The sequence below is a fragment of the Massilia agilis genome, assembly GCF_024756255.1.
GTDB classification, from domain to species: Bacteria; Pseudomonadota; Gammaproteobacteria; order Burkholderiales; family Burkholderiaceae_D; genus Telluria; species Telluria agilis.
In genome coordinates this window covers 861,601-880,300 of record NZ_JANUHB010000002.1, presented here as the reverse complement: position 1 = coordinate 880,300, position 18,700 = coordinate 861,601, and the positions used below count along the sequence as shown (strand labels likewise).

The following is an 18,700-nucleotide window of genomic DNA, read 5'->3' as shown; positions in this document are numbered from 1 at the left end:
CTCCTCAAGGTGCCCGGACGCGGGCGACGGTGCCGCCCAGCCAGAGCGATATGAAAACCAGGGGCAGCAGCAGCGCTCCCAGCACGAAAAACGGCGTGTAGTTGCCGCCAGCCGTCAGCTCCGGCACCAGCTGCATGCAGATGATGACGCCCAGGACCGCCGACGTGCCGCTCAAGCCGGCCAGCGTGCCGACGGTTTTCCCGGAGAAGAAATCGCTGGGCAAAGTCTGGATATTGGTGATCGCGGCCTGGAAGCCGAACAGGATCACGCCGATCGACAGCACGGCCAGCAGGGGTGTTTCGGCGGCGGCGCTCAGCAGCAGGGCCGGCAGCATGATGACCAGGCCCGCGCCGATCACCAGCTTGCGCGCACGGTTGACGGACCAGCCGCGTTCGAGCAGCCGCCCGCACAGCCAGCCCCCCAGCAGGGCACCCAGCGCGGCGCCGACATACGGCACCCAGCCGAACATGCCGATCTGCTTGACGTCGAAGTGGAAGCGCTCGTTCAGGTACAAGGGCAGCCAGCTGACGAACAGCCACCACACGGGATCGATGAAGAAGCGCGCGGCGATCACGCCCCAGCTCTGGCGGTGGCGCAGCAGCTGGCCCAGCGTCGGCACGTAGTCGTGGTGGCGGGCGTCCTGCGCCGTCGCGGCGCGCTGGCCTTCCAGGATGTAGGCGCGTTCTTCCGCGCTGATCCACGGATGGGCGCCGGGGCCGGATTTGTACAGGATCAGCCAGGGCACGATCCAGATGAAGCCCAGCGCGCCGGTCAGGAGGAAGGTGCTCTTCCAGCCTACCCAGGCATACAGGGCCGCGACCAGCGGCGGCGCGATGACCGAACCGAGCGAGGCGCCGGCTCCGAAGATGCCTTGTCCCAGCGCGCGTTCGCGCACGGGGAACCATTCGGCGATGGCCTTGGTGGCGCCGGGCCAGTTGCCCGCTTCGCCCACGCCCAGCAGCACCCGGAAGAAGCCGAACGACATGGCCGAGCGTGCCATGAAGTGCAGGGCGATGGCGCCGGACCAGAGCAGGATCGACAGCAGGAAGCCGATGCGCGTGCCCAGCGCGTCAAACAGTTTGCCGAACAGCGACTGGCCGACCGCGTAACCGACCAGGAACACCGACAGGATGTTGGCGTAGTCGCGCTTGTCCATGCCCAGGTCCGACGCGATGCCGGGCCACATGACGGCCAGGGCGGAGCGGTCGATGTAGTTGATGATCGTGGCAATGGCCACGAGCGTGATCACCAGCCATCGCAGGCCCTTGATCGTGTTTGTATTCATGCCTGGTCTCCATCTGTTCTTCATTCTTGTATGTGCTACAGGCCCAGCTGCTGCCTGGTGGGCAGGCCTTCGCAATCGCCCCGGAACTGCACCACGCGCGCGCCGATCGCGTTGCCGCGCGCGGCTGCCGCCTCGATCGGCAGGCCGTCCAGCAGGCCGCTGATGACGCCCACCGCAAAACCGTCGCCGGCGCCGACGGTGTCAACCACGTTTTGCACCGGCACGCCGGGCACGACCCCGGTGTACCGATCGCTGGCGACCCAGGCGCCTTCCGGTCCCAGCTTGACCACCACCATGCGCGCGCCGTGCGCGAGGTAGTGATCGGCGATGTCGGCAGGGCGTTCGCGGCCGGTCAGCAAGCGGCCTTCCGACAAGCCGGGCATCACCAGGTCCGCGTGGGCGGCCAGCGCGGTCAGGGTTTCGATCATCGCCGCCTGCGAGGGCCACAGGCTTGGCCGCAGGTTGGGATCGAAGCTGACCATGCGGCCGTCGGCGCGTGCCTGGCGCGCCAGCGCGAACACCAGCTCGCGGCAACCGGACGACAGTGCCGGCGAGATGCCGGTCAGGTGGACCAGCCGGGCCTGGCGATAGTCGCTGCCCTCCGGCGGCAGGTCGTCGGGCGACAGGTGGCTGGCCGCCGAGCCGCGCCGGAAGTACTCGACCTGCGGATCGCTGCCGTCGCTGACCATCTGCTTGAGCATGAAGCCGGTCGGGTAGCGTTCGTCGGTGCGCAGGCAGCGCAGGTCCAGCCCTTCCGCTTGCATGAAGTTGCGCAGGTGGCGGCCCAGGCTGTCCGCGCCCAGGCTGCTGATATAGCCAACCCGAAGGCCGAGCCGGGACAGGCCCACCGCCACATTTAGCTCGGCCCCCGCGGTGGCGCGCTCGAATTCGCGCACCGCCTCCAGCGGGCCGGGCTCGCGGGCGATCAGCAGGGCCATTGCTTCGCCAACCGTGATCACGTCGGGTATGCGCATGGCCGCCATTCAGAACCACATCCTGGTGGTCAGGCTGGCCCGCTTGCCGGGTGGGAGCGAGAGCCGCAGCACCGTGCCGCGCTCTTCACGCGGGCCCTGGTCCACGTGGCCCGGAGGACCGGCCGCGATCACCACGCCGGGAACGATGTCGGCCTGCAGCGCGGCGGCTTGCACCTGCACCTTCAGCGAGGCCGGCTCGCCTTCGACAACGAAGCGGTGCTCGCCGGTCTTGTGGATCGCACGGTCGCCGTGCACCTGCGCGGTCAGCGCCACCGGCTTGCCGGCGACCAGCGTGTCGTGCACGGTCCAGGCCTTGTTGGCGTAGCTGAAGCGGCGCTGCAGCTTTTCCACGCCCAGTTCGGGCTTGTAGGCGCCCGCCAGTTCGGCCGTGATGTCGGCGCGGTCGCGTCCCAGCCTGGCCTCGGTGATGCGAATGCTGTCCAGCCGCGCATACGGATAGTCGCGGAAGGCGTCATGCCCGCCGCCTTCGTTGGCCTGGCCCTTGTCGTCGATGAGCGGCGCATTATTCAGCCTGGTGCTCGGGATGCCCGCGTAGCCCATCGGCCCGGTCAGGTAGGTGCCGCCGCCGTACAGGATGAAGCTGCCGGCATCGGGATGCGAGTGGCCCATTTCCAGGTGCCAGTCCGGCAGCTTGGGCAGGATCGTGGCGACATGGTGGCCTTCCGGCGGTCCGGCGCGAAAGGCGAAGGCGGTGGCCTTGTCGGTCCAGTCGCTGCGCCAGTACACCGTGCCCAGGTCGTCGAAATGGTGGTAGGGCTTCATCGCCGACATCGGCGTGCTGCGCAGCGCCGGGTCGCGCCACAGCAAGGTCCAGAAGTCTTCCGCGCACACATGGCCAAGTGAAGCCATCCAGTCGGCGATGCCTTGCGCTTCCGGGTTGCTGAAGCGCGCGGCCAGCCGGTACAGCAGGTTGTAATTGGAATTGAGCTTGCCGCCGGGGTGGGTGCGCGCTGGCTCTTCGCCCGTGCGCGAGCGCGTGACCGGGCCTTCGAACACGTCGCCGAAATCGAACACGTCCTGGCCGTTTGGCGTGAGCGAATGGGCGATGTACAGGTGCGCCTTGCGCAGGGCCGGCGTGTCGTACATGTCGTCGCCCGCCGCATGGGCAAAGGCATCCAGCGCGTGGACAATCCACGGCATCGAGAAGATCCAGTACTCCACGCCTTCGTAGAAATAGCCGTCCGGTGACGCCACGTCGAGCACCCGGCTGAAGATGGCGCGCGACAGTGCGGCCCAGCCGGCGGCCTCCGGCACCTCGTCCCACAGCGCATAGGCCGCCACCGCCAGGCCCGCGACCGGGATGAAGCAGTGGTTCTGGCTGTACGAGTAGGACTTGCCTGCCTTGGGCATGAAGTGATTGGCAAGGATCGTCGCCTGGCGCACCAGCTTGTCGCGGTAGCGCTTGCGTTCTTCCTCGCCCAGCGCGTCGTACAGCAGGTCGTAGGCGGCGCCCAGGCCGTACAGCAGGTGGCCGGCGGCCAGGTCGATGTCAGGCTTGCTGTAGGTGTAGCCCCAGACCTGGTAGCTGACCGCCGCGTCCATGTAGCGCCTGGCGGCCTCCAGGTAGCGCGCATCGCCCTCGATCTGCCAGGCCAGCGCCGCGCCCATGATGCCGATTGCCGTGTTGTTCTGCGCGCGGCGCTTCTGTGCCGGAGCGGGAGCGGGATCATCGCGCAAGGCGGTCAATCCCGCCAGGGCCTTCTGCCATTGCGCGCGGTGGCTGCCCCGCGCGCGCTGGCGCAGCTGCTCCAGTCCGGCCTTGGTGGTGTAGACGCGCGGGTGCACGCCGCGCAGCTCGTCGCGCAAGGTGGCGGGATGCGCCTTCATCAGCGTTTCCAGCGGGTGCGGGCCGGACATGGCCTTGCCTTGCATGGTGCCCAGCGATTCGCGCGCATCCTGCGCAAAGGCGCCGCTGCCGGAAAACGCGGGCAAGGCGAGGGCTGCGGCGCCGAGGAAGCGGCGCCGTGTCAGATGTTCATTCATGGAGTAGGGCTCCGCTTGGATCAGTACAGGCCCAGGCCGCCGTTGACCTGGATGATTTCCCCGGCGAGGAAGGCGGCCCGCTCGGACGCCAGGAAGACGACGACGTTGGCCACGTCTTCAGGCTGGCCCTCGCGGCGCGCGGGGGTGCGCTCGGCGATGGCCTTGCGGTTTTCCGGGGTGTTGAAGGTATCGTGGAAGCGGGTGGCGATCAGGCCCGGTGCAACGCCGTTGACGCGGATGCCCAGCGGCCCGACCTCCTTGGCCAGCGCGCCGGTGAAGGTGGCCACCGCCGCCTTGGATGCGGCGTAGTGCGCCGAGCCGGGGCCGCCGCCATCGAACGCGGCCAGCGAGGACATGGTGACGATGGTGCCGCGCTTGCGCGGCTCCATGCGCTTGAGCGCAGCCTGGCAGATCAGGAAGGTGCTGGTCAGGTTCAGGTTCATGGCCTCGTTCCAGAGCGACAGCGGCATCTCGGCCACGCGGCTGCGCTGGATCAGGCCGCCGATGTTGGCGAACAGGATGTCGATCTCGCCGATCGCGCCTTCCGCTTCCGCGAACACCTGCTCGGCCACGGCCGGGTCGCCCAGGTCGGCCTTGATGGCCTGGGCGCGGCGGCCCATGGCGCGGATGTCGGCCACCACTTGCCGCGCTTCGTCGGCGCTGCTCCAATAGGTCAGCACCACGTCTGCGCCGGCCTGCGCCAGCGCCAGGGAGCTGGCTTTGCCGATGCCCGATGCGCCACCCATCACAAGTGCACGTTTTCCGATAAGTTCCATAGCTGTCTCTTTTTTCTGGTTGAGTGGTTGGTTGTTCATTGCGGTGGCGCCGCGGTGGACGCCCTGACGATCAGCTCCGGCGCGAACAACTCGCTGCCGACCGTGTCGGCCGCGCCCGGCGCAAGGATGCGCTGGACCGCCGCGTCGGCCATCGCCTGGATCGGCTGGCGCAGCGTGGTCAGCGCCGGGTCGTGCGCGGCGGAGAAGAAGATGTCGTCGATGCCGATCAGCGAAAAGTCCCTTGGCAGATGCAGGCCGAGCTGCTTCAGGCCCACGCCCAGGCCAATGGCCATCATGTCGTTGATGGCCACCGCCGCCGTCGGCCGGGAAGGCGCCGCCAGCAGCTTGGCCGCCGCCTTGTTTCCCAGGTCGAACAGCTGGGTGTCGCCGTGCGGATCGCTCGGCGCCTCGCTGGCGTCCACGATCACCAGCTCGCCGGTGATGCCGGCCGCCGCCACCGCCTGCTGGAAACCGGTCAGCCGGTCCAGCCGGTTGAGCGTGTAGGGCGGCGGCGTGACCAGCGCCACCGAGCGGTGGCCCAGCGCCGCCAGGTGCTCGACCGCCTTGGTGGTCGCCGCCACGTTGTCGATCGAGATGGTGGTGATGCGCTCGTGGCTGTCGTCGGAGCGCTTGATGTCGAACGCCACCACCGGGCAGCGCGCGGTCATCGCCACCAGGTGCTCGGTGTCGTTCAGCGCCGAACCGGTGATGATGCCTTGCGCGCCGTAGGACAGCAGGTCCGCCATCACGGCGCGCTCGCGGTCCGGATCGCGAAAGGTACTGAAGGTCATCACGTGGCAGTGGTGGCGGGCGGCCGCCTTTTCCACCGCGCTGGCGAGCGAACCGAAGAACTGGTTGGCCAGCGACGGCACCAGCAGCCCGACCATGGAAGCGACGCCCGTTTTCAGCTGGCGCGCGGCGCTGTTGGGACGGTAGCCCAGCTGCTCGATCGCCTGCTGGATCTTGCGCTGGGTGGCCGGCCGCATCTGCTCCATGCGGTTGTTCAGAAAATTCGAAATGCTGGTGGTCGATACCCCGGCCAGCCTTGCTACGTCCTGAATTTTCGGTTCGCTCATGATTTCCTTGTTAAAGATCGCGCGCTCAGAACCCCACGTCCAGGCGGACGTAGGTGTATCGGAACGCGTCACGGGCAGGTTGCCACCCGTAGGATTTGACATCGCCGCCGCTGGCCCGCTTGAAGTTCAGGAAGGAGCCGACGTTGCCGGAAGCGTAGTGGTGGTCGAACAGGTTCTTCGCACCGAACGCGAGTTTCCACTTGCCCTTGCCGCCGCTGACCGAGGCGCCCAGGTCGAAGATGCCGTAGCCGGGGCGGCGCAGGCTCGGGTCCTGGCTGATCGCGCCCATCACCGTTGACTGCGTGCGCCACTGGGCGTTGATCGCGGTAGCGTACGGCAGCGCGGCGAACTGCGGCAGCGTGTATTCGCCGCCCATGCTCAGCTTCCATTTCGGCGCGTTGGGCATGGTGCCGCCGCTGGCGTCACGCAGGAAGGCGCCCGGCACCAGCCGGTTCGGGATCGTGCAGTCGGTGGCGCCGCTGTAGCAGGGGCCCTGGTCCCACGAACGCACGGTGGCGCGGGTGTAAGCCAGGTTCGCGTTCAGCAGCAGCGCGCGCGCCACCAGGAGCTGGGTGTCGGCCTCGAAGCCGCGCGTCTGGATCGACGGGATGCTGTACAACACGCTGGCCTGGCTGCCGTCCGAGAAGCGCTCGGTGGCCGAGGTCTGGTAGTCGCGAAAGCGCGTCTGGAAGATCGCCGCGTTGATCGTTGCGCGGTTGTTCAGCAGGTTGGCCTTGAAGCCGGCCTCGTAGCTGTTGGCCTTTTCGGACGCCAGCGGCAGGTGGGCGAACACGTTGGGATTGTTCGCGCCGCTGGTCATGTCGTAGGCGACGCCCTTGCTGCCGGTGGAGGCGGTGCCGTACACCATCACGTCGGGCGTGAAGTGGTAGGTGTAGCCGACCTTGCCGGTGACCGCGTTTTCCTTGTGCTGCGGCGCCACGTAGTAGTACTCGCCGGTGTGCTTGTTGGTCGGCGCGGTGGACGACAGGCTGTCGATCGTGTGGAACGAATAGTCGTTCGACTCGCGGTTGAAACGCACGCCGGCCGTCAGGCTCTGGTTGTCGGCGAAGTCCCAGTTGCTGTTGGCGTAGACGGCGTGCGTCAGGCTGCCCGAGTTGGTGTCGTAGTTCGTGAAGTTGGTCTCCTTCACGAACGGGTTGCCGCGGTAGTAGGTGCGGTACACCGTATTGCGCGCGGCCCACAGCCCGACGATGTAGCGGAACGGCTTGCCGTCCGGCGAAGTCAGGCGCAGCTCCTGGGTCGAGGTCTTGCTGTCGGTGGTGCCGTTGATTTCCGGCGGGTCGGCGATGCCGGAAGGCTTGCCGCTGGCGTCGACCTGGTAAAAGGTCGAGATCAGGTCGATGTTGTCGTTGTCGCGGAAGTCGTTCGACAGGTTGTTGTCCAGCGAGGTGATCGAGGTCAGCGAATGGCCGGCCAGCGGCGAGTCGCCCGGGAAGGCGTAATTCACGCGCAAGCCCAGCCCGCGGTCAGTGGACTCCAGTCCCGATGGCGAATCGTTGCGGATCTCGCGGTTCCAGCGGCTGATGTGAATGTCGCGCAGCACCGCGGTGTTGGACAGCGCCGTGTAGTTCTTGTTGAACAGGTAGCCCACACCCGGGTCGATGTAGGTGACGGCCGGCGTATTGCCGGTCGAGAGCGAGTGGTCGAAGTGCGGCGAGAGCAGCACGTCGAGGTCGGGCGTGAGCTGCCACGACAGCTTGGCCAGGAAGGTCTTGCTGCCCGAACCGTTCTGCATGCTGTCGTTGGTCAGGTTGTGCAGCAGGCCCGGGAAGTTGGTCTTGGCGGCGAACAGGCGCAGGCCCACGGTGTCGGTCAGGCGCCCGCTGAGCGAGGCGTTGACGCGGTATTCGTGGTCGCTGGTGTCGTAGACGCTGACGCGGGTCTTCATCGGCCCGGCGCCGATCGGCTTGGTGGACATGACCACCGCGCCGGCGATGGAGCTCTTGCCGAACAGCGTCGATTGCGGGCCTTTCAGCACCTCGACCCGCGCCATGTCCGACATGTCCTTGAATGCCTGCTGCGCCTGGGAATACGGCAGGTCGTCCACGATGATGGCGACGTCGCCCTCGATGCCCAGGTTGTTGGAGGTGGTGCCGATGCCGCGCATGTTGATGCTGTTGGTGCCGACCTGGGTGCCCACCGATACCGACAGAGCAGGGGACAGGTTGACGATGTCCACGAACTCGCGCACGTTATTGCGCTGCATGGTTTCCTCGCCCAGCACCGTGATCGAGGCCGGTACGTCTTCCAGCTTTTCGATGCGGCGGTTGGCCGAGACCACCACCGTTTCCAGCTTGGGCTGGTCGGTCGCGGTCGCGTCTTGTTGCTGGGCTTGCGCAGGCGAGTAGCCGCCGACCAGCAGCAGGGCGGCAGCGGATGCGATGGGGCGCAGGCGGCCGATGCGCGGCATGCCCGGACTATTTTTACCAGTCATCATGTCTCCTTGATTTTATATTTTATCGGAACTGCTACGATTTACTGTATCGTTTCAGTAAATCGCGAAAAAAATTTTGCTGGCGCGCGCGTAGCCGAAAAGACGCCGGTGGGGGTCTGATCACTACGTTTCTGTATCGTTACAGTAAAACGATACAGACAAGCTAAGCTTAATCGAACATAAAGTCAACGGTTTTTGTTTGCGGTGCGAAGTTTGGACACGTCGTGCCGTTGCAAGGGCGCGACGTGCGGCTGCGGTGGGAGCGCGGAATCGCGGACGAAAAAAAACCGCCCGCAGGCGGTTTTTTTAGGGCTGCCGAGGCTTATTGGCCGCGCTTGGCGCGGGCCTTGGCGGCGATGCGCATGCGCAGCGCGTTCAGCTTGATGAAGCCGCCGGCATCGGCCTGGTTGTAGGCGCCGCCGTCCTCGTCGAAGGTGGCGATGTTCATGTCGAACAGCGAGTCGGTCTTCGAGTCGCGCGACACCACGATCACGTTGCCCTTGTAGAGCTTCACCCGCACTTGGCCGTTGACGGTCTGCTGGGTGTGGTCGATCAGGGTCTGCAGCGCGACGCGCTCCGGGCTCCACCAGTAGCCGTTGTAGATCATGCTGGCGTAGCGCGGCATCAGGTCGTCCTTCAGGTGCGCCACTTCGCGGTCCAGCGTGATCGACTCGATCGCGCGGTGGGCCTTGAGCATGATGGTGCCGCCCGGGGTTTCGTAGCAGCCGCGCGACTTCATGCCGACGTAGCGGTTCTCGACCAGGTCCAGGCGGCCGATGCCGTGCTTGCCGCCCAGGCGGTTCAGCTCGGTCAGCACCGTGGCCGGGGTCATGCGCTTGCCGTTCAGGGCCACGATGTCGCCCTTTTCGAATTCGATGTCCAGGTACTCGGCCTCGTCCGGGGCCTTTTCCGGGCTCACGGTCCAGCGCCACATCGATTCCTCTGCTTCGGCGCCCGGGTTCTCCAGGTGACGGCCTTCGAACGAAATGTGCAGCAGGTTGGCGTCCATCGAGTAGGGCGCGCCGCCGTTCTTGTGCTTCATGTCGATCTCGATGCCGGCTTCCTCGGCGTACTTGAGCAGCTTCTCGCGCGAGAGCAGGTCCCATTCACGCCACGGGGCGATGATCTTGACGTCCGGCTTGAGCGCGTAGGCGCCCAGCTCGAAGCGCACCTGGTCGTTGCCCTTGCCGGTGGCGCCGTGCGAGATGGCGTCGGCGCCGGTCTCGTTGGCGATCTCGATCAGGCGCTTGGCGATCAGCGGGCGGGCGATCGAGGTGCCCAGCAGGTATTCGCCTTCGTACACGGTGTTGGCGCGGAACATCGGGAACACGAAGTCACGCACGAATTCTTCACGCACGTCGTCGATGTAGATGTTTTCCGGCTTGATGCCGAACTTGAGCGCCTTGGCGCGCGCCGGCTCCAGTTCTTCACCCTGGCCCAGGTCGGCGGTGAAGGTAACGATTTCGCACTTGTAGTTATCCTGCAGCCATTTGAGGATGACCGAGGTATCGAGGCCGCCGGAGTAGGCGAGGACTACTTTTTTAATGTCGCTCATGGGAGTTCCAGGTGAGGAGGTAAGTATCAAATGGTCAGCCGGCCCTTTTGGTCCGCCGCCTGCGCGAATGCGGGCGGCGAGGGCCGACGATCAAGCTTCAGTGTGGGTGAACAGTATAAATTATTTGTCTTCGATCCGGCCAAGCAGCAGGTATTCGATCAGCGCCTTCTGCACGTGCAGGCGGTTCTCGGCTTCGTCCCAGACCACCGACTGCGGGCCGTCGATGACTTCGGCCGCCACTTCCTCGCCGCGGTGGGCGGGCAGGCAGTGCATGAACAGCGCGTCGGGCGCGGCGCGCGCCATCTTGGCCGCGTCCACGATGAAGCCGTCGAAGGCCTTCATGCGCTCGGCATTCTCCTTCTCGTAGCCCATGCTGGTCCACACGTCGGTGTTGACCAGGTGCGCACCTTCGCAGGCGTCGGACGGGTTGTCGAACAGGGTGTAGCGGGAGGTCGAGACCAGTTTCGGGTCCAGTTCGTAGCCTTTTGCCGTGGCCACGTTCAGGTGGAAGCCGAACACTTCGGCTGCCTGCAGCCACGAATACAGCATGTTGTTGGCGTCGCCGATCCAGGCCACGGTCTTGCCGGCGATCGAGCCGCGGTGCTCGTGGAAGGTGAAGATGTCGGCCAGCACCTGGCACGGGTGGTGCTCGTTGGTCAGGCCATTAATCACCGGCACGCGCGAGTAGGCGGCGAAGCGCTCGATGATGTCCTGGCCGAAGGTGCGCACCATGATGATGTCGCACATGCGGCTCATGACCTGGCCGGCGTCCTCGATCGGCTCGCCGCGGCCAAGCTGGCTGTCGCGCGTGTTCAGGTAGATCGCGGCGCCGCCCAGCTGGTGCATGCCGGCCTCGAACGACAGGCGCGTGCGCGTCGAGCTCTTCTCGAACACCATCACCAGCGTGCGGTCGACCAGCGGGTGGTACACCTCGTAGTTCTTGAATTTGCGCTTGATGACCGTGGCGCGCTCGATCAGGTACTCGTATTCGTCGCGGCTGAAATCGGAGAACTGCAGGAAGTGCTTGATGGGTTTATTGCCTGGCATAGCGTAACTTGTAGTACGTTCGACCTTCGATTATAGGGGGTTTTGCTTGCCCTTAGGGAAAGCGGTTCCGCGGGGGCGCCGATTCTCTTGTCTATACAGGTCGTTAATACAACGTCTGCGACGATTCGTGCACGAGCTGAGCGTACAGCGCGTGGCGCATGGGCGCGATCTGGCCATCCTCGACTGCCTGCAGCACCGCGCACTGCGGCTCGGCCAGGTGGTGGCAGTTGTAAAACTTGCATCCCCCTAGGTAGGGCGCGAATTCGACGAAGGCGCGCTCGAGCATGCCCTCGGTCAGGTGGTACAGGCCGAATTCCTGGAAGCCGGGCGAGTCGATGATCGCGCCGCCGCCGGGCAGTTTGTACAGCCGGGTGAAGGTGGTGGTGTGCTTGCCGGTGTCGAGCGCTTCCGAGATCTCGCGCACGGCGGCGTCGGCCTCCGGTACCAGCAGGTTCACCAGCGAGGACTTGCCCATGCCGGACTGGCCGATGAAGATCGACGATTCGCCCGCCAGCAGGGGCGCCAGGATCTCGACGGTGCGCTGCGGCTCGCGCTTGGCCGACACCTCGTGCACCGGATAGCCCAGCCTGGCATAGACCCCGGCGCGCTCGCGCGCCCGCGGCAGCAGTTCCTCGACGTCGGTCTTGTTCAGGATGAGGTGGGCCTGCACGCCCGCGCTTTCCGCCGCCACCAGCGCGCGCGAGACCAGGTCGTCCGCGAAACCGGGTTCGGTGGCCACGACGATGAACAGGCGCGTCACGTTGGCGGCCAGCAGCTTGGACTTGTACTGGTCCGAGCGGTAGAGCAAGGTCTTGCGCTCGTCGATCTTTTCGATCACCGCCTGGTTTTCCGAGGTTTGTTTCAGGTGGACGATGTCGCCGACCGCCACGTTGGTCTTTTTCCCGCGCGTGACGCACTGCAGGATGCGGCCGTCGACGTCGGCCACGTAATGGCGGCCGTGCGCCGCGACGATGGTGCCGAGCAGTTCCTTCATGCCGTGGCCCGCTCGTCGTAGATCCGGTTGGCCCTGGCGGCGCAGATGAAGTCGTTTTCCGAGATGTTGTTGCCGGCCGTGTGCGTGCTGTACGCAACGATGCAGTGGCGGTAGCGCACGGTCAGCTCCGGGTGGTGGTCCTGGGCGTGGATCATCCACGCCAGTGCGTTCACGAATTCGATGGTCTGGTGGTAGTCGTTGAACTCGAACGAGCGCACCAGCTGGTTACCTTGCACGGCCCAGCCGGGCACCTGCGGCAACAGGGCATCGATCGCCGCCTGCTCGAGGGCCTGGGCGCCATGTGCGCAGCGCTTGTCCGTAAGGCTCATGCCGCCCCCGCCGCCAGGTTCAGGTGGCGCACCCGCACCGAGGCCGGCGGGTGCGAATCGTAGAAGGCCGAGTGCAGCGGGTCGGGCGTCAGGGTCGAGGCGTTATCTTCGTACATCTTGACCAGCGCCGAGACCAGGTCGCGGTAGTCGGTGTGGCGCGCGGCAAAGGCGTCCGCCTCGAATTCGTGCTTGCGCGAGGTGATCGAGTTGATCGGCGAGAGCACGAAGGTGAACACCGGCAGCACCAGCATGAACAGGATCAGCGCCATGGCGTCGTTGGCGTCGCCCATCAGCGGTTCCACGCCAAGACCCGTGTAGAACCAGGCCTGGTTCTTCAGGTAGCCGAGCAGCGCGAGCATGGCCAGCGACACCGCGAACAGCACCACGATGCGCTTGACGATGTGCTTGAGCTTGAAGTGCCCGAGCTCGTGCGCCAGCACCGCCTCGATCTCCTGCGGCGCCAGGCGCTCGAGCAGGGTGTCGAAGAAGACGATGCGCTTGTTGGCGCCAAAGCCCGAGAAGTAGGCGTTGCCGTGCGCGCTGCGCTTGGAGCCGTCCATCACGAACAGGCCCTTGGCGGCAAAGCCGACGCGCGCCATCAGGCCCTCGATGCGGCCCTTCAGGCTTTCATCCGCGAGCGGCGTGAACTTGTTGAAGAGCGGGGCGATCACGGTGGGGTAAAGCACCATCAGCAGCAGCTGGAAGCCGCTCCAGACCACCCACGCCCACAGCCACCACAGGTCGCCCGTCTTTGCCATCAGCGTGAGCACCACCCACAGCAGGGGCAGGCCGATCACGGCGCCCAGCAGCGCGCCCTTGATGCCGTCGGCGATCCACAGGCCGAGCGTCATTTTGTTGAAGCCGAAGCGCTGTTCGATGACGAACTGGCGGTACCAGTTGAAGGGCAGGTCGAGCACACCGGAGACGACAGTGAAGGCGACCACCAACCCTATCTGGTGTAGCATGCCTGGACCCGCCAGGTGCAGCACCCAGGTGGATAGCGCCTGCAGGCCGCCCAGCAGGGTAAAGCCAACCAGCACCAGGCCGTTCCAGAACAGCGCCGCCAGGCCAAAACGGGTCTTGGCAATGGTGTAGTCGGCGGCCTTCTGGTGCGCGCCAAGCGGCACCTTGGCGGCAAAGTCGGGCGGGACCGCGTTGCGGTTGTTCGCGATATGCCGGATGTGGCGCGTGGCAAGCCAGAAGCGCAGGCCCAGCGTGAGCACGAAAAAAATCACGAACAAGAGCGAAAACGCGAGTGAAGACATTGTGTGCCTGTGAGAAAATGCAGGATTGATTAGGCAAGAAGAGAGAATTATGTCACAAGCCACCGATTTCGAAGCAGTCACCGCCCAGCGCCCCAACGAGTTCAACCTGGTGTGGGTGGACATGGAGATGACCGGCCTGGACCCGGACAACGACCGCATCATCGAGGTTGCGGTCGTGGTGACCGACCCGCACCTGAACGTGCTGGCCGAAGGGCCGGTGTTCGCGATCCACCAGAGCGACGAGGTGCTGGACAAGATGGACTCGTGGAACAAGGGCACGCACGGCCGCTCGGGCCTGATCGACCGGGTGCGCGCATCGACCGTGACCGAGGCGGACGCCGAAGCGGCGCTGATCGCCTTCCTGAAAAACTTTGTCCCGGCGGGCAAGTCGCCGATGTGCGGCAACACCATCTGCCAGGACCGCCGCTTCATGGCGCGCGGCATGCCCAAGCTGGAGGCGTTCTTCCACTACCGTAACCTGGACGTCTCGACCCTGAAGGAACTGTGCCGCCGCTGGAAGCCGGAACTGGCCGCCGGGTTCAAGAAGCACCAGAAGCACACCGCGCTAGCGGACATCCTGGAATCGGTGGAAGAACTGCGCTACTACCGGGAGCATTTCATCAAGCTGTAAGCCGTCGCCCGGGCCATGCCCATCGTGCATGGCGGAAACAGAAATTATGCGACAATCGCCCCATGTCACAGATTTCACAAAGCGAGCTGTGCTTCGAAGGGGACGGGGAGGTCCGGGACAGGCTGCGCGCCGTCGACTGGAACCGGTCCCCGCTTGGCCACCCCGATGCGTGGCCGGCGCCGCTGTGCACCGCGCTGGGCATGGTGCTGGACTCGGCGTTCCCGATGTTCATCGCCTGGGGCACGGGACTGGGATTCCTCTACAACGACGCCTACGCGCGCATCATGGGCGACAAGCACCCGGCCGCGCTGGGCCAGTCGTTCCAGGCGATCTGGGCTGAAATCTGGGCCGACATCGCGCCGATCGTGGACCGTGCGCTGTCGGGCAAGTCGGCCTATTTCGAGGACCTGCCGCTGACGGTGGTGCGGCGCGGCTATCCCGAGCAAAGCTATTTCACGTTCTCCTATTCGCCCCTGCACGGCGCCGACGGCACGGTGGGCGGCATGTACTGCACCGTGATCGAGACCACCGAGCGGGTGATGGGCGAACGGCGCGCGGCGTTCGAGCTGGAGCTGTCGGACGCCCTGCTGGCCCTGACCACGCCCGAGCAGGTGCTGGAAACGGCCAGCCGCCTGCTGGGCGAGCATCTTGGCGTGGACCGGGTCGTGTACGGCGAGGTGGACGCCGAGCGCGGCACCTTCCACATCCCGTTTTACTTTGCGCGGCCGGGGCTGCCCGACGCGGGACGCCAGGAGTTCCGGCTCGACGCGTTCGGCCCCGCGATCGGCGATGCGCTCAGCCGCGGCGAAGCGGTACTGGTGGACGACGTGCGGCATGACCCGCGCACCGCGGCGTCGGTCGACGCCTGGGAGCAGGACCAGATCGGCTCGGTGTTGACGATGCCCTTGGTGAGGGCCGGGCGCCTGACCGCATTCCTGAGCCTGAACCGGCGCGAACCATCGCGCTGGACCGAGCAGGAACTGGCCTATACCCGCAGCACGGCCGAGCGCACCTGGGCGGCGCTGGAGACGGCGCGCGCGCAGACCGAGTTGCGCATGGAGCGCGACCGCAGCCAGTACATCTTCGACACCATCGCCGAAGGCTACCTGCTGATCGACCGCGACTGGCGCGTGCTGCACATGAACGCCGAGGGCCTGCGCATGGCCGGCCTGGACGCGCACCAGATCATCGGGCGCAACCACTGGGAGCTGTTCCCCGAGGCGCGCGACTCCGATGCCGGCCGCATGTACATCCGGGTGATGGAGACCCGGCAGTCCGGCAGTGCCGAGTACTGCCACCGGCGCCAGGATGGCACGATGGTCTGGACCGACGTGCGCGCCTATCCCACCCAGGACGGGATCGTCTCGTTCTTCCGCGATATCACCGACCGCAAGCTGGCCGAAGAAAAGCTGCGCGAGGCCGACCGCCGCAAGGACGAATTCCTGGCGATGCTGGCGCACGAGCTGCGCAACCCGCTCGCGCCGATTTCGGCGGCGGCCGAACTGCTGAACCTGGGCCGGCTCGACGAGGAGCGCGTGCGCCGCTCCAGCACCATCATCGGGCGCCAGGTCAGGCACATGATCAGCCTGGTGGACGACCTGCTGGACGTGTCGCGCGTCACGCGCGGACTGGTCACCCTGGACCGGGGGCCGGTGTCGGCGCACACCATCGTGGACGAGGCGGTCGAACAGGTGCTGCCGCTGGTGCGCGCGCGCGGCCAGCAGCTGTCGGTCACGGTGCAGGACGAAGCCATCACCGTCATGGGCGACAAGGCGCGGCTGGTGCAGGTGCTGGCCAACGTGCTCGGCAACGCGGCCAAGTACACGCCCGACGGCCGCCGCATCGACGTGAGCGCGACGCGCCGCGACGGCCAGCTGGTGCTGGCGGTGCGCGACGAGGGCATCGGCATGGAGCCGGAGCTGACCGCGCGCGTGTTCGACCTGTTCACGCAGGCGCAACGCTCGTCCGACCGCGCGCTCGGCGGGCTGGGGTTGGGGCTGGCGCTGGTCAAGCACCTGGTCGAGCTGCACGGCGGTTCGGTGACCTGCGAGAGCGCGGGGCCGGGCCAGGGCAGCACCTTCACGATCGCGCTGCCGGCGGTCGAGCCGCCACCCAGCCAGGAACGGCGCCAGGCGCCGCGCCCGCAGCGTGCGCGCGGCACGCTCAAGCTCCTGGTGGTGGACGACAACGCGGACGCGGCCCTGACCCTGGGCATGCTGCTCGAGGCCTGCGGCCACGAGGTGCTGGTGGAGCACGATTCGCGCAAGGCGCTGGCCCGCGCGCACGCCGAGCGGCCGGACGCCTGCCTGCTCGACATCGGCCTGCCCGACATGGACGGCAACGAGCTGGCGCGGCGCCTGCGCGCGCAACCGGAAACGGCGGACAGCGTGCTGATCGCCGTGACCGGCTACGGGCAGGAGCAGGACCGCGAGCAGGCGTTTGCCTCGGGCTTTCGCTACCACCTGGTCAAGCCGGTGGACATGGACCGGCTGGCGCAGGTGCTGGACGAGATCGTGGCCAAAGCGGACGCCGCCGGCTGAGACCACGCCCGCGCGATCAGCGCGCCATCGCTGCCCGGTCGAGCACGATCGCCACCGGGTTGAGCACCTGGTTCGGATCGGCCCCGCGCGCCGATCCCGGCACCACGTAGTTGCGCTGGATGACCTTGACAGCTTCGCCGCGCGGCACCATTTGCTCGGTGATCGTCTGGCACGGCCGGATGCCGCGGCAGTCGCGCGCAAAGTACTGGACGTAGAACTTGCCGCTGTTGGCGACCATTGACGCGAACGGACGCGCGCTGCCCGCCAGGTCGCGGTCGGACAGGTTGCTCACGCCCTGCAGCACCGACAACCAGTTGACCGACAGGCCGACGTAGGTGGCATTGCCGGTCCGGGTGCCGAGCGTGCCGGCCACCGCGATGACGTGGTTCGCGTCCGGCATGAGCGTGGGGCTGACCTGGTAGTCGGCATCCTGGGTGTCGCCCAGGCAGTTCATGGGCCGCAGCAGGCAATGCTGCCCGATCAGGTCCACCGACACCTGCAGGCTCTCGAACGAGGTGCTGGGCGCCGACGGTTGTCCCCAGCGCTGCTTGATTGCCGCGACCAGTTGCGCCAGGTCGCCGGCCAGCGCCAGTTCGGGACGCGCCGTCTTCGGATCATAGGCTGGTTTGGGCCATGGTTCACTGGCATGGGCGCCCTTGTCGCGCACCCGCAGCACCAGCAGCGGCGGGTGCTCGCGCCAGCGGTTGCCGGCATGTTCGTCCAGCGGCTGGGCATAGCGGATCACGGTCATGAAGTCGTCCGCCTCGCGGTTCAGCCCGAGCCGCGCGACCTGCCCGGACACCGGTTCGGCGAACACATTGTCCTTGTCGCACAGGCCGGCGCGCACCAGCGCCGCGGTCAGTTCGCGCGACAGCGCGGCGTCGGTCGAGACGACGAACGCGCGCTGCTGGTTGAAGACCGCGCCCGACTGGCGCTTGATGACCACGTCGTTGTTGCTGTTGCCGATGCTGGCGAACATGACCAGGCGCGACGGCTCGGCCGAGGTGCCGAACAGGATCTGGTGCAGGTAGGGATCGGTCACGCTGCGGTAGATCGGATCGGCGGTGTTGACCTGGGTTTCGCGCGTGAACACGTAGGTCTGCAAGCCGAAGTACTTGGCCGGCGGCGGCAGCTGGCCGACCACCAGCAATGCCTCGCGCTGGTCGAAGCGGTGCGTGCCCCAGGTCTTGTCCGGCAAGGGGCCGAGCAGGTTGCGCATGCTGTTGTCCGCGTACTCGTCGGACCACAGCGGCACGGTGGCGATCACGTACGGCGCTGCCGGGTTGTTGCCGAGGCAGTTGCCGATCACGGCGATCGGGTATTTGCAGTCCGCGATGGTGAACAGCTTCGTGGCGCCGCGGGCGACTTCGTAGCCTTGGGCTTTGAGCACGGCTTCGAGCCGCTTCACCGGCCCTTGCATCTGCGCCGGCAGGCTGCCGGCCGCGACCTGCGGCATCGGTGGCGCGGGCTGGCCGCTGTTGCCGGCATGGGCGAATGATGCCGATGCGCAGGACACGGCGAGTGCGCACAAGCGGGCGCACCAGGTTCTTGGTTGGAAAATCATTACTGCTCCTGATCTGCAATCTCGGGCGCCACGACGGACGGGTGTGCCTGTTGTTCTGGCAGTTAGAGCGGGTGGCGCGGGCGCGCGGCGTCGCCCGGTGTGGGCAACTTGAGGCAGGTCAGGGGGAGGTAATGCTGAAGGAACCGTAGGGTGGGCACTTGTGCCCACGCGGTACATGGGCCGCGTGCGGACCGCGTGGGCTCGA

The 18,700-nt window shown here is 66.5% G+C and carries 14 protein-coding genes; 2 read left to right on the top strand and 12 right to left on the bottom strand.

Annotation, left to right across the window (positions count from 1 at the left end; all coding sequences use genetic code 11):
* Positions 1-4 precede the first annotated feature (4 nt).
* The 11 genes from NX774_RS10970 to NX774_RS10920 all read right to left on the bottom strand — a co-directional run bounded on the left by NX774_RS10970 (position 5) and on the right by NX774_RS10920 (position 13,760).
* On the bottom strand, positions 5-1,285 hold the full coding sequence (locus NX774_RS10970; RefSeq protein WP_258822209.1) for an MFS transporter: 1,281 nt from the start codon (positions 1,283-1,285) through the stop codon (positions 5-7).
* Positions 1,286-1,320: 35 nt separating this feature from the next.
* Entirely contained in the window at positions 1,321-2,259 is a 939-nt protein-coding gene (locus NX774_RS10965; RefSeq protein WP_258822208.1) for a sugar kinase, read from the bottom strand.
* Between the two features lie 9 nt (positions 2,260-2,268).
* Positions 2,269-4,263, bottom strand: coding sequence for a DUF4962 domain-containing protein (locus NX774_RS10960; RefSeq protein ID WP_258822207.1), 1,995 nt, complete (start codon positions 4,261-4,263; stop codon positions 2,269-2,271).
* A gap of 20 nt (positions 4,264-4,283) precedes the next feature.
* A complete protein-coding gene (locus NX774_RS10955) occupies positions 4,284-5,039 on the bottom strand; it encodes an SDR family NAD(P)-dependent oxidoreductase (RefSeq protein WP_258822206.1) in 756 nt (251 codons plus the stop codon).
* Between the two features lie 35 nt (positions 5,040-5,074).
* The gene (locus NX774_RS10950) at positions 5,075-6,115 is read right to left on the bottom strand and encodes a LacI family DNA-binding transcriptional regulator (protein WP_258822205.1); all 1,041 of its coding nucleotides are present in this window, start codon (positions 6,113-6,115) and stop codon (positions 5,075-5,077) included.
* A gap of 25 nt (positions 6,116-6,140) precedes the next feature.
* Positions 6,141-8,570, bottom strand: coding sequence for a TonB-dependent receptor (locus tag NX774_RS10945; RefSeq protein ID WP_258822204.1), 2,430 nt, complete (start codon positions 8,568-8,570; stop codon positions 6,141-6,143).
* A gap of 322 nt (positions 8,571-8,892) precedes the next feature.
* A complete protein-coding gene (locus tag NX774_RS10940) occupies positions 8,893-10,125 on the bottom strand; it encodes an argininosuccinate synthase (protein ID WP_258822203.1) in 1,233 nt (410 codons plus the stop codon).
* 120 nt (positions 10,126-10,245) lie between these two features.
* Positions 10,246-11,172, bottom strand: coding sequence for an ornithine carbamoyltransferase (gene argF, locus NX774_RS10935; protein WP_258822202.1), 927 nt, complete (start codon positions 11,170-11,172; stop codon positions 10,246-10,248).
* Between the two features lie 103 nt (positions 11,173-11,275).
* A complete protein-coding gene (gene rsgA / locus NX774_RS10930) occupies positions 11,276-12,166 on the bottom strand; it encodes a ribosome small subunit-dependent GTPase A (RefSeq protein ID WP_258822201.1) in 891 nt (296 codons plus the stop codon).
* Positions 12,163-12,495, bottom strand: coding sequence for a 4a-hydroxytetrahydrobiopterin dehydratase (locus NX774_RS10925; RefSeq protein WP_258822200.1), 333 nt, complete (start codon positions 12,493-12,495; stop codon positions 12,163-12,165). Before NX774_RS10925 ends, rsgA begins: the two co-directional genes overlap by 4 nt.
* Entirely contained in the window at positions 12,492-13,760 is a 1,269-nt protein-coding gene (locus NX774_RS10920; RefSeq protein WP_258822199.1) for a M48 family metallopeptidase, read from the bottom strand. The genes NX774_RS10925 and NX774_RS10920 overlap by 4 nt, the downstream gene beginning before the upstream one ends.
* Before the next feature lie 49 nt (positions 13,761-13,809).
* Between NX774_RS10920 and orn the strand changes: the two genes are divergently transcribed.
* Positions 13,810-14,391, top strand: coding sequence for an oligoribonuclease (gene orn, locus NX774_RS10915; RefSeq protein ID WP_258822198.1), 582 nt, complete (start codon positions 13,810-13,812; stop codon positions 14,389-14,391).
* Positions 14,392-14,453: 62 nt separating this feature from the next.
* On the top strand, positions 14,454-16,931 hold the full coding sequence (locus tag NX774_RS10910; protein ID WP_258822197.1) for a hybrid sensor histidine kinase/response regulator: 2,478 nt from the start codon (positions 14,454-14,456) through the stop codon (positions 16,929-16,931).
* 16 nt (positions 16,932-16,947) lie between these two features.
* Here the strand turns inward: NX774_RS10910 and NX774_RS10905 are convergent, their stop codons facing one another.
* The gene (locus NX774_RS10905; RefSeq protein ID WP_258822196.1) at positions 16,948-18,495 is read right to left on the bottom strand and encodes a hypothetical protein; all 1,548 of its coding nucleotides are present in this window, start codon (positions 18,493-18,495) and stop codon (positions 16,948-16,950) included.
* Positions 18,496-18,700: the final 205 nt, after the last annotated feature.

What these genes read in the sequence shown, in the direction of transcription:
- NX774_RS10970 (WP_258822209.1), bottom strand. Translation starts at nt 1,285, where the DNA reads ATGAATACAAACACGATCAAGGGCCTGCGATGGCTGGTGATCACGCTC.
- NX774_RS10965 (WP_258822208.1), bottom strand. Translation starts at nt 2,259, where the DNA reads ATGCGCATACCCGACGTGATCACGGTTGGCGAAGCAATGGCCCTGCTG.
- NX774_RS10960 (WP_258822207.1), bottom strand. Translation starts at nt 4,263, where the DNA reads ATGAATGAACATCTGACACGGCGCCGCTTCCTCGGCGCCGCAGCCCTC.
- NX774_RS10955 (WP_258822206.1), bottom strand. Translation starts at nt 5,039, where the DNA reads ATGGAACTTATCGGAAAACGTGCACTTGTGATGGGTGGCGCATCGGGC.
- NX774_RS10950 (WP_258822205.1), bottom strand. Translation starts at nt 6,115, where the DNA reads ATGAGCGAACCGAAAATTCAGGACGTAGCAAGGCTGGCCGGGGTATCG.
- NX774_RS10945 (WP_258822204.1), bottom strand. Translation starts at nt 8,570, where the DNA reads ATGACTGGTAAAAATAGTCCGGGCATGCCGCGCATCGGCCGCCTGCGC.
- NX774_RS10940 (WP_258822203.1), bottom strand. Translation starts at nt 10,125, where the DNA reads ATGAGCGACATTAAAAAAGTAGTCCTCGCCTACTCCGGCGGCCTCGAT.
- argF (WP_258822202.1), bottom strand. Translation starts at nt 11,172, where the DNA reads ATGCCAGGCAATAAACCCATCAAGCACTTCCTGCAGTTCTCCGATTTC.
- rsgA (WP_258822201.1), bottom strand. Translation starts at nt 12,166, where the DNA reads ATGAAGGAACTGCTCGGCACCATCGTCGCGGCGCACGGCCGCCATTAC.
- NX774_RS10925 (WP_258822200.1), bottom strand. Translation starts at nt 12,495, where the DNA reads ATGAGCCTTACGGACAAGCGCTGCGCACATGGCGCCCAGGCCCTCGAG.
- NX774_RS10920 (WP_258822199.1), bottom strand. Translation starts at nt 13,760, where the DNA reads ATGTCTTCACTCGCGTTTTCGCTCTTGTTCGTGATTTTTTTCGTGCTC.
- orn (WP_258822198.1), top strand. Translation starts at nt 13,810, where the DNA reads ATGTCACAAGCCACCGATTTCGAAGCAGTCACCGCCCAGCGCCCCAAC.
- NX774_RS10910 (WP_258822197.1), top strand. Translation starts at nt 14,454, where the DNA reads ATGTCACAGATTTCACAAAGCGAGCTGTGCTTCGAAGGGGACGGGGAG.
- NX774_RS10905 (WP_258822196.1), bottom strand. Translation starts at nt 18,495, where the DNA reads ATGATTTTCCAACCAAGAACCTGGTGCGCCCGCTTGTGCGCACTCGCC.